Source organism: Planococcus alkaliphilus, from assembly GCF_057031095.1.
This window is the reverse complement of the sequence record NZ_CM168060.1, coordinates 313,526-326,083: the sequence shown is the minus strand read 5'-3', so window position 1 is coordinate 326,083 and position 12,558 is coordinate 313,526. Positions and strand designations below refer to the sequence as shown.

The following is a 12,558-nucleotide window of genomic DNA, read 5'->3' as shown; positions in this document are numbered from 1 at the left end:
GCCCATAATTGGCGAGTTCAGTTAAAACTTGAAAAAGCCGCTTAAAATCAATTCCGGAAAATCCCCTTCAATCACGGCATCTAAACCGTTCTCTTCTAAATGTTCATAGAGTTCCCCGTCTTCAGCAATGCGAATCGCACCGGATTCCGAATAACCTTCTTCATGGAATTTGATAATGTATTTTTTTAAGCCATTCTTTTCGATAACGTAAATGGTGAACGGTTCGTATTTCTTTACATTGCGCAAATTTTGATGGGCGACTACGGAAGCCGCGTCCATTTTTTCTAAATGGTTATAGAGGAACCCTTCCGAACGCTCTTTTTCAGCAGAGATATAATTCATCTTTGAATGATGGCGGTTGATAAATCGCTCGGAAAGATTTTGATGAAAAGAAATCGTCTCCCACTCCACTAAATGCCGATACTTCTCGATAAAACGCTCAGACAGTTTTTGGCTGCGGGTAATGCTGTTCCAATCGACCTTCTCCGGATGGCGGTCAATCAATGACATGGGCAAATCCTGAAACAGCGAGAGCGCTTTCCATGATAAATGGTCTTGGTGCTTTTCGATAAAAGCCGGAGACAAGCCTTTGCCATTATTGACATTCCTCTTCATCGAAATAAGCGCCCAATAATGTTTTTCGCTAAACTCTTCTCCTTCTCTCTCCAAGGTCTTCAATTGGCGATTCGATAAGCCTTCTTGCTCCGCTTGCCACTTGCCTGCTTCGCTGAACTCTTCGATGAACTGCTCAGAAAGTTCCTGTGTTGCCGCAACTTCCTGCCAGTACAAGCGATGGCTGAACTCCCGGATAAAAGCTTCCGAAAGCACTTGCTTAGCCGATACCAAATACCAGTTGACTTGTCCGCTGTTGGCACGGATAAATTCTTCAGACAACGCCTCTTCTTCACAAATGCGGTTCCAGGAAATGGCTCGTTTATCTTGATAAGCTTTCGCTTCCATCAACTCTGTTATGGAGTTAAACATCTTTTCCACTCACTTTCTCAATCTGTTTATGTATATATTTTATCACGCAGACAGAAGCCCTTTAAACAAAAAACCCGCAGACCGGGAAGTCCGGGATGCGGGGAGAGTTTCAATCAACCATCATTTTTCCTTATCATCCGAATCTGCAGTGTTTCTGCGTTCTTCCGGAAAATCCATGTCATCGCGAGATTCTTGAGCCTGCTCTCTGAATTCCTGCTCCAATTGCTTGTTTTGCAACTCATCTTTATTCTTATCTCTAGCCATGCAATCCCTCCCTAAATTTATGTTATACCCCTTATTCCCTGATAAGAAATTGATAAACGGATAATCATCAAAATAAAAGAATCGAAGTTTAAGCCCTATTTTCATCTCTAACGACAAAGCCCTATCCCCTAGTAGACCAGGAAGATAGGGCTTTTTTTTATTTTTTCTTCACAATCGCAACGGTGCAGCGCGAAACACAAATAAGCCGGTCTTGCTCATCGACAATTTTAATATCCCACACCATGGTCGTCCGCCCCTTGTGAAGCGGTGTACCAATTGCTGTTACAAGACCATCTTGCTTGCCTCTAATATGATTGGCATTGATCTCCAAACCGACCGCATACTCAGTTTCCTGGTCGATCAGGTTCCAAGTGCCGACACTTGCTACTGATTCGGCAAGCACGACAGAAGCGCCTCCATGCAGCTGGCCAAAAGGCTGATGGGTAGCTGCGTGGACCGGCATTGTGGCCACTACCCGATTCTCCTCCATTTCGGTAAATTCGATGCCGAGCACTCCTGCAATGGTCTGTTCTACTGGCTTCATCTTCATCTACTACAACTTCCCTTCTCTTCAATCAAACTCATTTCCTAGAAACGCAAAAGCTTGCATGCTGTCGCTAGGAATTGGAACCGCTCTCTATTTTTTGTTCGCGCAAAAGGAATTTTTGAATTTTCCCGCTGGCATTCCGCGGCAGTTCGTCCACAAAACGATAATGTCTCGGACGCTTAAAGCGTGCCAAGTTTTCATTTTTTATACAGAATTCTTCTAACGCTTCCGCTGTCAAAGAAGGGTCTTTTGAAACGATGAACGCTAGCACCGATTCTCCCCATTTTTCATCCGGCATGCCAAGAACCGCTACATCCATCACCGCTTCGTGTTCATGGAGGACATCTTCAACTTCCCGCGGATAGATATTTTCACCGCCGCTGATAATCATATCATCGACACGGTCAGCCACATACAAATAGCCGTCTTCATCCATGAATCCAAGATCGCTTGAGTGATACCAGCCTTTATACAGCGCTTTTTCTGTTGCATCCGGCCGGTTAAAATACCCGACCATCATGGAAGGGCCTTTAACGATGATTTCTCCAACTTCGCCAGGCTTTAAAATGTCATCGGGTTCTGATGGGCCGTTTTCATTGGGCTGGACAATCCGGATTTCATGGTTGTAGGCAGCCCGCCCGGCAGAACCGGCTTTCGTCAGCTGCTCATCTTCTGCAAGAAAGGTAATGGCAGGCCCCATTTCAGTTTGGCCATAAGCTTGGATCAAATCGATGCCGAGCACTTCTTTTACTTGTTTGACAAGGACCGGCGCCATCGGAGCTGCGCCGTATAATCCGCATCTCAATGTGTCGACTTTAGAAGCTGCCCCTTCCAATTGCGCCATCATGCTCCACATGGTCGGCACCGCAAACATCACGGTGATGCCTTCTTTTTTAATGATATCCAATGCAACGGCTGGATGGAATTGATGCATGATGATGCTGGATGTACCTGACTGGACACGCGGAATGATGTTGCAATGCAATTCCGCACAATGGAACATCGGCGCAGCGACCAAACCGATGTCTTTCGGTGTATATTTCAATAATGCGATGCACACCAAGCTCTGTTCGGCCATGTCGCGGTGGCGGTGGATCACGCCTTTTGGCCGTCCCGTCGTACCGCTCGTATACATAATGGCGTAAGTGTCCGTTTCCTCAACTTCCACAACCGGTTTTTCCACTGGAGAAGCCTGAGTGACTTCGTTATAATTCTTCGCATAATCAGGCGTTTCCGCATCGATGAACCAGAAGCCGATATTCGGGAAATCCGCTTGGATGGCAGCTACCGGTTCTTTTAAGGCTTCTTCGAATAAAACAATCTTAGGGCTGGCGTCAGTTAAAATGTAAGCAAGTTCCTCAGACTTCAAACGGAAATTAATCGGATTGAATATCGCACCAATTTTCGCGCAAGCAAACATGGCAGTCGGCAGTTCAATATTATTAAAAAGATAGGTTGAAACACGGTCGCCTTTTTCGACACCCGCTGCTGTTAAGGCATGGGCTAAGCGGTTTACTTCTTCATCCCACTGAAAGTACGTCCATCGATAGCCTCTTCGCAAATCCACAATCGCTTCTTTGTCCGGTAATTTACTCACTGTCTGATCAAAAATTCTGCCGAGCGTTGCGTACATTTCCCCAACCCCTTCGCCTTTTTATGAACAGCTATTCATTTTGTTTCTACCTATAATGATGTCAGATTTATGGAAACAACGCAATAACTTTTCAGAAAATTTAAGCGATTTGTCTTAACTTTTTAAGAATCGGTATAATGGGTAAAGATAAAACAGATTGGAGGCTATAAAAATGAATCCCTTAGAAATTCAATACAACGGCATCGTTTTGCTTTATGGGTATCTTCAGCGTTTATTCGTCTACGGAAAAGTGAAAAGCATGCTCGGGACTGTACCTGAAACGCTTGAAATCGATAGCCTGCCATCATTGCTGGATAAAGCCAGCGAGATTTTCCAACACTTCGACACAAAAAACGGCTTGTCCAAAGAACAGCAGCAAGAATTGCTGGCCATTCTTGCGACCGTAAAAAAGTTGGTCCCACATACTGTAGAGAAATTAGAAAGTCCTGAGCTCACCGACCAATTGGCAACTGCAGGAGCAGCTTTGTATGCGGAAGAATACATCAATAACGGGATTATTCATCTCGGCATGCTGTTCAATCCGACAATCGCCGATCGTTTTCGCCAGCACATCCCGCATTTCCAAAACCGGGTGAACGGCATCAATAGCTTTGTCGATAAGGCGGCGAACGAGAAAAGCCTAAGCACCGATGAACTGGCTCAATTGGACACCTGGTATGCCGATGTTATGAAGAATGCTGCGAACATCCCCGCTGATTTCCAAAGCATCTATAAATACATCAACACGAAAGTGTAATAAAAGAAAAAGGAGTGATCCCAAGCTAATTCGGGGCCACTCCTTTTCTTCATTTAAAAAACTCGGGCAGCTGGCTTGATTTCATTGGAAACTCAGCTGGACGTTTTTCAACGAACGACTGGATGCCTTCGTTGGCATCTGCATTTTGCCCTGCCCAGTGCAGAAATTTCGATTCAATTAAATGGGAAGCTTCCGGATGGTCTTGCCCCAGCATCTTCCATAATAGCTGCCGTGTAAAACTATTCGAAGTGGCCGCTGTGTTCTCGACAATCTCGCGTGCAATTTCATAAGCTTTTGCAAGCGGCTCATCCGACTCATATTGAACCAGTCCGCTGCTGACGGCTTCGCCCGTTGGAATGTACCTGCCAGTCAACGTCCATTCCAACGCTTTCCCGATGCCGACAAGCCGCGTCAAGAACCAACCTGAGCTTGCTTCCGGGCCAATCCCGCGCCGTCCGAACACAAAACCAATTTTCGCATCTTTTTTCACAATCCGGATATCCATCGGCAAAGTCATCGTCAGCCCGATGCCGACAGCTGGTCCGTTGATGGCAGCGATGATCGGCTTGTTCACTTCATAGACCTGCAAGCTCACCTGTCCGCCCAGATCCCGGTAATCTTCAGCAGACTGCTCGGATGAAAACGTAGAGCCTCCTTCGGATAAATCCATGCCTGCACAAAATGCCCGGCCGCTTCCGGTCACCACAATGACACGGACTGCGTCATCACTGTTTACATTTTTATAAAAATCCAGAAGCTCTTCATTCATTTTTTCCGTATATGCGTTCATTTGATCCGGACGGTTTAACGTGAGTGTTAAAATGCCTTCCTTCAGTTCCGTTTTAATCGTTTCGTACAAGTTTAGCCACTCCTTCCTCATACTCGGCAATCAAGGTTTCAACAATCTCTTTAGTCGTCTCCCGTTTCGTAATGGTAGTTACGCCGTGGCCAGCAGACCAGATATCACGCCACGCTTTTGCATTGACTAAATGCGACAGATCAATCTCCTCTTTCGGCTTCAAGGTTTTCGGATCGATTCCTTGTTTGATCAAGCTCGGGATGAGTACATTCACAGGCACCCCGCTAAACGAATCGGTATACAGGATATCTTCAATCGAAGAGTCAATGACCATCTGCTTGTAATCTTCCGGGGCATTGCTTTCTTCGGCTGCTAAAAAGCGGGTGCCCATGTACGCATAGTCAGCCCCCATCATTTTAGCAGCCGCGACATCCGCTCCGGTCGAAAGAGATCCGGATAAGAGAATGGTCCCTTTATAAAAGGCTTTTACTGCAGCAATGAAAGCAAAAGGATTTAACGTTCCCCCGTGGCCGCCAGCCCCTGCACTCACTAGAACCAAGCCATCGACTCCGCTTGCTGCCGCTTTTTTCGCATGCCGGACATTCGCTACATCCGAATAGATTAGTCCCCCATAAGCGTGGACGATTTCAATCACATCAGATGGCGAACCGAGCGACGTAATGACGATGGGCGGCTCATAGCGCCGGATCATTTCCAAATCTTCCTCATAGCGTTTATTCGAACCCCTATGGCAGATGAAATTGACAGCCCATGGCTTATCACCGAGTGCAGTCTTTACTTCTTCCAGCCAAGCGGCGCATTGCTCAATCGGCCGGGCATTCAATAAAGGAAATGACCCGATGACACCTGCATTGCTGGATTCGATGACCATTTTAGGCGTAGAGACGAGAAACATCGGAGAGACGATAACGGGCAATTTAAGCACGTTCAATCACCACCGCAATCCCTTGACCGCCACCAATGCATAGGCTCGCGACCGCATATTTCCCTCCGCGGCGCTTCAGTTCATAGGCTGCTGAGAGCAAGACCCGGGTGCCGCTAGCTCCTACCGGGTGCCCAAGTGCAATAGCACCGCCGTGGACGTTCACTTTAGCACGGTCGAGCTCTAATTCTTTTTCTACAGCTAGATACTGCGCAGCGAATGCTTCGTTCACTTCAATGAGGTCAATATCTTCCAACGATAAATTTGCACGTGATAAGGCTTGTTTAATCGCTGGCACCGGTCCGATTCCCATAACCGTCGGATCGACACCTGCAACTCCCCAAGAAACGATACGGGCAATCGGCTTTAAGCCATGCTTGTCGACGGCCGCTTGGCCCGCTACTACGACTGAAGCCGCGCCGTCATTGATGCCGGATGCATTTCCGGCTGTCACCGTTCCATCTTTTTTAAATGAAGGGCGCAGTGTCGAGAGTTTTTCGACGTTGGCGTCCGGTTTAATATGTTCATCTTTATCAATGAGTGCGGTGCCTTTTCTTGTTTTTACTTCAACACCGATAATCTCTTCGCCAAATACGCCATTCGTGGAGGCTTCTGCGGCTTTCCGGTTCGACTCTACGGCATACGCATCTTGCTCTTCGCGTGAAATCGAATACTGTTCGGCCAGTTTCTCTGCTGTCATTCCCATGCCATTGCCGGTATATTGATCGGTCAACGTGGCGGTCAACATATCTTCGAATTGCATATTGCCCATCTTAGATCCATTAAAACGCTGCTTGAAATTCGAGTAAGGCGACATCGACATATTTTCTGCACCGCCCGCTAGCACTAGATCCGCTTCCCCAAGCAAAATATGCTGCGCCGCTGAAACAACAGCCTGCGCCCCCGAACCACAAAGGCGGTTTAATGTAAGAGCCGGCACTTCTTTCGGCACTCCTGCTTTCAACCCAATATGTCTTGCTAAATAGGCCGCGTTCAAACTGGAATGAATGACGTTTCCATAAATGACATGGTCGATATCTTCCGCTTTGACGTTCGAACGTTTTAACGCTTCAATCGCAGTTGCTGTTCCAAGTTCCGTTGCTTCCACATTGGCAAAAGATCCGCCAAATGCTGTAAATGCCGTTCTCGCTCCATCCACTAAATACACATTCTCCATTTCATTATTCCCCTTTCGAATTTCCTGTTTTTACAAAATGATTTTGTTCCTGTTCCATCCGATTCTTCCATAAAATCTGCCTCTAACTGCACTTTTTCTTTCTCTAATTAGGCAACTCACTAGCGGTTCATTTCTTCTTTTGAACAAACAGGTTTTTCCTTATTAAAAAAGGCTCTTTGTAAGGGCTTTCATTTTAATGCAATTAATCGGGGCTTCAACACTATAAACCAACTCTATTGTCAGAAAATTCTTACCTTAAAATAAATCTTATCTTCTTTCATTTTGAAATGCAATGAAATTTTATCTTTTCGTTTAATTTTCAAACGATTGTTCAAATAAATATATGGATTCGTTCACTGAGTTTTTTGTAATTGAGAAACTACGGAGATTTTTTCAATTCCGTTCAATTGAAATAGTATTAATTCCTTTTTATTTATAATCATTATTATTAAGGTTTGATTTTAATTTAAAAAATGTTATTATTGGTTTTGTAGTGTTTTACATAATAATGAGAATGAGGTGTTCGAAACATGAGTACAGATAAAAGAACTCTAACGACTAGCTGGGGAGCTCCAGTTGGCGACAACCAGAACTCACAGACAGCTGGCCAACGCGGACCAGTATTGCTTCAAGATGTTCATCTTCTTGAAAAATTAGCGCATTTTAACCGGGAACGTGTACCTGAGCGTGTAGTTCATGCTAAAGGCGCTGGCGCTCACGGATACTTTGAAGTAACTCAAGATGTTACAAAATATACGAAAGCTGCTTTCCTTTCTGAAGTCGGCAAACGTACAGATATGTTCGCACGTTTCTCTACAGTAGCTGGAGAACTTGGATCTGCTGATACCGTTCGCGACCCACGCGGCTTCGCTTTGAAATTCTATACAGAAGAAGGAAACTACGATCTAGTCGGAAACAACACGCCGATCTTCTTTATCCAAGATGCGATCAAATTCCCTGACTTCATCCATACACAAAAACGCGATCCACGCACACACTTGAAAAACCCTAACGCTGTGTGGGACTTCTGGTCGTTATCTCCAGAATCGTTGCACCAAGTAACTTACTTGATGGGTGACCGCGGGATCCCTGCAACACTTCGCCATATGCACGGTTTCGGAAGCCATACATTCAAATGGACAAACGCTGAAGGCGTATCCCACTGGGTGAAATACCACTTCCTGACTGAACAAGGCATCAAAAACATCACACAAGAAGTAGCAGATAAAATTGCCGGTGAAAACCCAGACTTCCACACAGAAGATCTGTTCAACGCAATCGAAGAAGGCGACTTCCCGGCTTGGAAAATGTACGTTCAAATCATGCCATTGGAAGATGCGAACACGTACCGCTTCGACCCATTCGATGTAACGAAAACTTGGTCCCATAAAGACTACCCGTTAATCGAAGTTGGACGCATGGTGCTTAACCGCAACCCGGAAAACTATTTTGCTGAAGTTGAGCAAGCAACATTCTCACCTGGCACATTGGTTCCTGGTATCGACGTATCACCGGACAAAATGCTGCAAGGCCGTTTGTTCGCATACCACGATGCACACCGTTACCGCGTAGGCGCTAACCATCAAATGCTTCCGATCAATGCTGCGAAAAACCAAGTAAACAACTACCAGCGCGACGGCCAAATGAACTTTGGCAACAACGGCGGCGGTTCAGTTTATTACGAGCCAAACAGCTACGGCGGTCCAACTGAAACAGCAGCTGCGAAACCAGCTCCGCTTGAAGTTAACGGCATGACTGATTCCGTTCCTTACTTCCAGGAAGACCATTACACACAGCCGGGCGACTTATACCGCTTGCAAACTCCGGAAGAGCAAGAACGCCTTGTGGCTACTTTCGTTGGCGGCTTGAGCGCAGTCGACAAAGAAGATATCAAACTTCGCCAAATCGGCCACTTGTACAAAGCGGATCCTGAATTTGGAACACGTGTTGCAGAAGGTCTTGGACTTCCAGTTCCAGGTCTTACTGAAACAAACTAAAACCTATTTTACGGCCATCCTTTTTAAAGGGTGGCTACTTTTTTGGACTTTTTGCAACTTGCTCGTATTTCTCAGAGAGTCGCTCGTATCCGTTCGAAAGTCGCTCGTAAATCAAAAAGCAGGAAAGCTGCCTGATCGGCTGCTCTCCTGCTTTCCTTATTTTTCCCCTAGTATACTTTCTGCAATTTCTTCGGCTAAATCTTTGCCATTCTGAATGCATGCGCCAATGCCGACACCGTAAAAAGAAGCACCAGCAAGCTTTACATTCGGCACAAGTTTTGCCATTTTATCTTCTAAAGCAGAGACAGCTGTTTTATGCTGCATCGTGTAATTCGGCATTAAGTTCTTCCAGCCAGTCACTTCGACTGACACAGGCTTTGCATCAATCCCTAAACTTTTTTGAATATCCGACAAAGCCACTTCAGTCAATTCTGTTTCTGTTAAGTCCTTCAACTGGGCATAGGAAGGGTTCGAACTTTTATAAAACAGGCGAACAAGTAAATTGCCTTTTCGTGAAGTATGCGCCCATTTCCGGCTCGTCCATGTGCAAGCATTGCACAGAAGATCACTTTTCTGGGAGACGATAAATCCGGTGCCGTCCGCCGGAAGATCCGCATCAGGCAAATCAAATCCAAGATAAATACTAACGAGTGAAGAAGTTAGAAGTTGATCAAACTCCTCGTCTAATTCCGGAAGGTTCAACATTGTTTGGGCTGCCCGGTGAGGCGTTGCAAGCACAACATAATCAGCGTTTATCGTTTCGCCATTGCTGGTTTTGATTTCATAGCCGGCTTGTGTTTTTTCCACTTTTTCCGTCTGAACACCTTTCACGATTGCTGCATCTTCAAGCGTTTCCTCTAAACGGTCGGTCAATGCAGACATCCCTTCGTCAAACGAGATGAATTTCTTATTCGCCGTGCCTTTAAAATGGGCAGCATTCGCTTCGAATCCTTTGATGATGCTGCCATATTTATTCTTGTAATCGACTAGATACGGCAAAGTTGTCGCCAATGTCAGTTCGTACAGATTCCCGGAGTAAACGCCCGATAAAACCGGTGCGATTTGATTTTCGACCAATTCTTTTCCAAGAAAAGCTTCCAAAAATTCACCGATTGAACTGTCTTTCGTAAAAGTTTCATTGACCGTTTCAAAATCTTTGAGGGCTTCTTGCTTCCCTTCTTCTGAAACGAGCGTAGAACTGAATAACGCTTCTTTGTTCATCGGAATCCCAAAGACAGAATCTGCTGGAATGGCATGTAATCTATTATTCGCATACAAATAAGAAATGCCGGTTCCATTATAGACAACGTGTTCTTGCAGGCCCAAGTCTTCAATAAGCGGCATGACGCTTGCATGGCGTGCTACGATTGAATCCGCTCCAGTTTCCATGATGAATTCCTCATCCTTGGCCGTTTTGATTTTACCGCCAAGCAACTCATCTTTTTCAATCAATACAAGATTCAAATCCAGGTTTTGCTGCTGTTTTACCTTTTGCAAATAATGCATAGCGGAGAGCCCGGTAATGCCTCCACCGATGATTGCAGCCGTTTTCATGGTTCATCCACTCCTTGTGACTCCATTTTATCAATAAATATCCTTTTCGGCAGAAGAGAGTTTGACAGTTTTACTACGCTTTGATTTTCTTTTTAGATTGCGTTTCATCAAAAGTTTTGGTTTGATAAAGAAAGAAACTTTACCACATGAAGAGGAGAATGAAGATGATGAATGCTATTGACCAGAATATCATAGAACGGCGCACCATTAAAAAATTCAAATCCGATCCAATCGATATAGAGGAAATCATCGAGCTGCTCAACGTAGCCAAATGGGCTCCAAACCATACAGTGAACGAACCGTGGCGCTTCCAGCTTTACGCTGGCGAAGGCAAAGAAAAATTCGTTCAAGCTTTCATCGATGCTATGCCAAAAGAAGATGGGGTCACACCGCAAAAAGTTTTGAATAAAGCGAAGTACTTTCGCGAAATCCCGTTGCATCTGGTAGTGATCATGCCGGAAGATCCTCGCCAAAGACGCTGGGATGAAGATTACGGCGCTATTTCTTCCTTATTGCAAAACTTCCAATTAGCGGCCTGGGCGCGCGGCATTGGAATGATTTGGCGCTCAAATGACTGGATTTACAATCCGATTTTCCGCCATTCCATTGGTGTTCAGCCAGGAGAGAAAATCGTCGCTACGATGATGATCGGCTATCCGCAGCATGTTCCTGAAAAACGCGAACGCACTGATATCCGTGAAAAACTAACCATTATTTCCGAATAAAAAACTCGTCTCTTCGGCCGGAATCCGGCGTCTGAGACGAGTTTTTTATTTTACTCCCAAGTTTTGTTGAAATACTCGCGACTGTCCTTTGAATACTTCCAACTTTCATGGAAATACTCCCGACTTTACCTGAAATACTCCCAACTCTCCCCAAAGTCGGAATTTCTTCTTTTATTCCAAACTGGTCATCGCTCCGACTGCTCCTGAAAACTCACCGTTTTCCAAAAATAACGGTGTAGAGCCGCGAAGAATCGTATAGCTTTTTACCACTTCTTTTAATAAGGGGTTGTGGATGAATGAAGACCCAATATAGATGACTAACGAACTGTCACATTGACGGGCCGCTTGCACACTGACCGTACTGACGGTCTCGCCGACAAGCCCGATCACTGTAGCCAATAATTCTTCTTTCGTCAATTCATCCGAGACGGAAAAAAGATCGTTTCCGAAGTTGCTGGCTGTCAATTCACCGGAAATCGGCGGTTCTTTTCCTTCATATATATGTTTTACTTTTAAATCGATCCGCTCACGGGAACCGTTGCTTGCAAGTCTGACGATTTCTTCGTAGTCAGTGACCCCTGTCAATAAATGGCTCAAGCCGAGTAAAGTGCCGCCGCCAACTCCCGTGCCCCCTAGACGTTCTTGAGTATCATTTTGAATGCAATGAATGGAAGTCCCTGTCCCTACATTTGTGACAAGATACGTCGTTTCACTGCGCCCCATTCTGCGCAACAGAAATTGGACACCACGATGAGTGGCTTCGAATTCAACAATTTCCTTTGCTTCTTTCGTCAAAAGTGAACGCAGCACGCCTGATTTCCCGCCAGTCAGGCAAATTTCACAATCGCCTAGCCCGTTCACCCAAGCTGCCACTCCTTCTATATCTGCTATCGGGGATTTCTTGAATTGAAGTTGACCATTCTCGGTGTACACGATTTTAATCAGCGTACCTCCCGCATCTATTCCGATAATCATTTCGCACCTGCTCTTTCTGAATACCAGCTCTCATTAATTGCATACGATGAAATTCTACCATAATCTTTTAAGATTTGGTGCAGTTTTCCACCAGAGGAAAGTCATGCGCAATAACAACCAGCAGGGAAAGAAGGATAACTTCTCCCCTTCCACCATTTTTCTCCGCAAAAAAGCCGCCTTCTCATAGAAAGAGAGGGCGGCTC

12 protein-coding genes are annotated in these 12,558 nt (G+C 45.4%); 3 read left to right on the top strand and 9 right to left on the bottom strand.

From position 1 onward, the window contains the following. Nucleotides 1-21 precede the first annotated feature (21 nt). From AC2EXB_RS01790 to AC2EXB_RS01775, 4 genes are all read right to left on the bottom strand, one after another. The gene (locus tag AC2EXB_RS01790) at nucleotides 22-984 is read right to left on the bottom strand and encodes a hypothetical protein (protein WP_483603266.1); all 963 of its coding nucleotides are present in this window, start codon (nucleotides 982-984) and stop codon (nucleotides 22-24) included. Between the two features lie 120 nt (nucleotides 985-1,104). Beyond that, the gene (locus AC2EXB_RS01785) at nucleotides 1,105-1,248 is read right to left on the bottom strand and encodes a hypothetical protein (protein WP_251477834.1); all 144 of its coding nucleotides are present in this window, start codon (nucleotides 1,246-1,248) and stop codon (nucleotides 1,105-1,107) included. 157 nt (nucleotides 1,249-1,405) lie between these two features. After that, nucleotides 1,406-1,798, bottom strand: a complete 393-nt coding sequence (locus AC2EXB_RS01780; protein WP_235197972.1) for a hotdog fold thioesterase — start codon at nucleotides 1,796-1,798, stop codon at nucleotides 1,406-1,408. Between the two features lie 67 nt (nucleotides 1,799-1,865). Beyond that, nucleotides 1,866-3,428 (bottom strand): fatty acid--CoA ligase, encoded by a 1,563-nt coding sequence (locus tag AC2EXB_RS01775; protein ID WP_483603265.1) that lies wholly within the window; start codon nucleotides 3,426-3,428, stop codon nucleotides 1,866-1,868. 172 nt (nucleotides 3,429-3,600) lie between these two features. Here AC2EXB_RS01775 and AC2EXB_RS01770 point away from each other — a divergent pair, with 172 nt between their 5' ends. Then, nucleotides 3,601-4,185, top strand: coding sequence for a hypothetical protein (locus AC2EXB_RS01770; protein WP_483603263.1), 585 nt, complete (start codon nucleotides 3,601-3,603; stop codon nucleotides 4,183-4,185). 49 nt (nucleotides 4,186-4,234) lie between these two features. On the opposite strand, the gene AC2EXB_RS01765 is transcribed toward AC2EXB_RS01770, so the two are convergent. The 3 genes from AC2EXB_RS01765 to AC2EXB_RS01755 are packed head-to-tail and all read right to left on the bottom strand — an operon-like array spanning nucleotide 4,235 to nucleotide 7,104. Next, complete coding sequence (locus AC2EXB_RS01765) at nucleotides 4,235-5,044, bottom strand: enoyl-CoA hydratase-related protein (protein WP_483603261.1); 810 nt, start codon at nucleotides 5,042-5,044, stop codon at nucleotides 4,235-4,237. Continuing rightward, nucleotides 5,028-5,930, bottom strand: coding sequence for an NAD(P)H-dependent flavin oxidoreductase (locus tag AC2EXB_RS01760; RefSeq protein ID WP_483603260.1), 903 nt, complete (start codon nucleotides 5,928-5,930; stop codon nucleotides 5,028-5,030). Before AC2EXB_RS01760 ends, AC2EXB_RS01765 begins: the two co-directional genes overlap by 17 nt. Continuing rightward, entirely contained in the window at nucleotides 5,923-7,104 is a 1,182-nt protein-coding gene (locus AC2EXB_RS01755) for an acetyl-CoA C-acetyltransferase (protein ID WP_483603258.1), read from the bottom strand. Before AC2EXB_RS01755 ends, AC2EXB_RS01760 begins: the two co-directional genes overlap by 8 nt. Before the next feature lie 530 nt (nucleotides 7,105-7,634). Here AC2EXB_RS01755 and katA point away from each other — a divergent pair. Then, complete coding sequence (katA, locus tag AC2EXB_RS01750) at nucleotides 7,635-9,101, top strand: catalase KatA (protein ID WP_235197968.1); 1,467 nt, start codon at nucleotides 7,635-7,637, stop codon at nucleotides 9,099-9,101. Between the two features lie 156 nt (nucleotides 9,102-9,257). Here katA and AC2EXB_RS01745 read toward each other — a convergent pair whose 3' ends face one another. Continuing rightward, complete coding sequence (locus tag AC2EXB_RS01745) at nucleotides 9,258-10,655, bottom strand: protoporphyrinogen oxidase (protein ID WP_483603256.1); 1,398 nt, start codon at nucleotides 10,653-10,655, stop codon at nucleotides 9,258-9,260. A 167-nt stretch (nucleotides 10,656-10,822) separates the two neighbouring features. Between AC2EXB_RS01745 and AC2EXB_RS01740 the strand changes: the two genes are divergently transcribed. After that, the gene (locus tag AC2EXB_RS01740) at nucleotides 10,823-11,380 is read left to right on the top strand and encodes a nitroreductase family protein (RefSeq protein WP_235199240.1); all 558 of its coding nucleotides are present in this window, start codon (nucleotides 10,823-10,825) and stop codon (nucleotides 11,378-11,380) included. 171 nt (nucleotides 11,381-11,551) lie between these two features. On the opposite strand, the gene coaW is transcribed toward AC2EXB_RS01740, so the two are convergent. Further along, nucleotides 11,552-12,355 carry a type II pantothenate kinase gene (gene coaW, locus AC2EXB_RS01735; RefSeq protein WP_483603254.1) on the bottom strand — a complete coding sequence of 268 codons (804 nt, stop codon included), beginning with the start codon at nucleotides 12,353-12,355 and terminating at the stop codon, nucleotides 11,552-11,554. Nucleotides 12,356-12,558 lie beyond the last annotated feature (203 nt).

What these genes read in the sequence shown, in the direction of transcription:
- coaW (WP_483603254.1), bottom strand. Translation starts at nt 12,355, where the DNA reads ATGATTATCGGAATAGATGCGGGAGGTACGCTGATTAAAATCGTGTAC.
- AC2EXB_RS01755 (WP_483603258.1), bottom strand. Translation starts at nt 7,104, where the DNA reads ATGGAGAATGTGTATTTAGTGGATGGAGCGAGAACGGCATTTACAGCA.
- AC2EXB_RS01740 (WP_235199240.1), top strand. Translation starts at nt 10,823, where the DNA reads ATGAATGCTATTGACCAGAATATCATAGAACGGCGCACCATTAAAAAA.
- AC2EXB_RS01770 (WP_483603263.1), top strand. Translation starts at nt 3,601, where the DNA reads ATGAATCCCTTAGAAATTCAATACAACGGCATCGTTTTGCTTTATGGG.
- AC2EXB_RS01790 (WP_483603266.1), bottom strand. Translation starts at nt 984, where the DNA reads ATGTTTAACTCCATAACAGAGTTGATGGAAGCGAAAGCTTATCAAGAT.
- AC2EXB_RS01775 (WP_483603265.1), bottom strand. Translation starts at nt 3,428, where the DNA reads ATGTACGCAACGCTCGGCAGAATTTTTGATCAGACAGTGAGTAAATTA.
- katA (WP_235197968.1), top strand. Translation starts at nt 7,635, where the DNA reads ATGAGTACAGATAAAAGAACTCTAACGACTAGCTGGGGAGCTCCAGTT.
- AC2EXB_RS01785 (WP_251477834.1), bottom strand. Translation starts at nt 1,248, where the DNA reads ATGGCTAGAGATAAGAATAAAGATGAGTTGCAAAACAAGCAATTGGAG.
- AC2EXB_RS01780 (WP_235197972.1), bottom strand. Translation starts at nt 1,798, where the DNA reads ATGAAGATGAAGCCAGTAGAACAGACCATTGCAGGAGTGCTCGGCATC.
- AC2EXB_RS01745 (WP_483603256.1), bottom strand. Translation starts at nt 10,655, where the DNA reads ATGAAAACGGCTGCAATCATCGGTGGAGGCATTACCGGGCTCTCCGCT.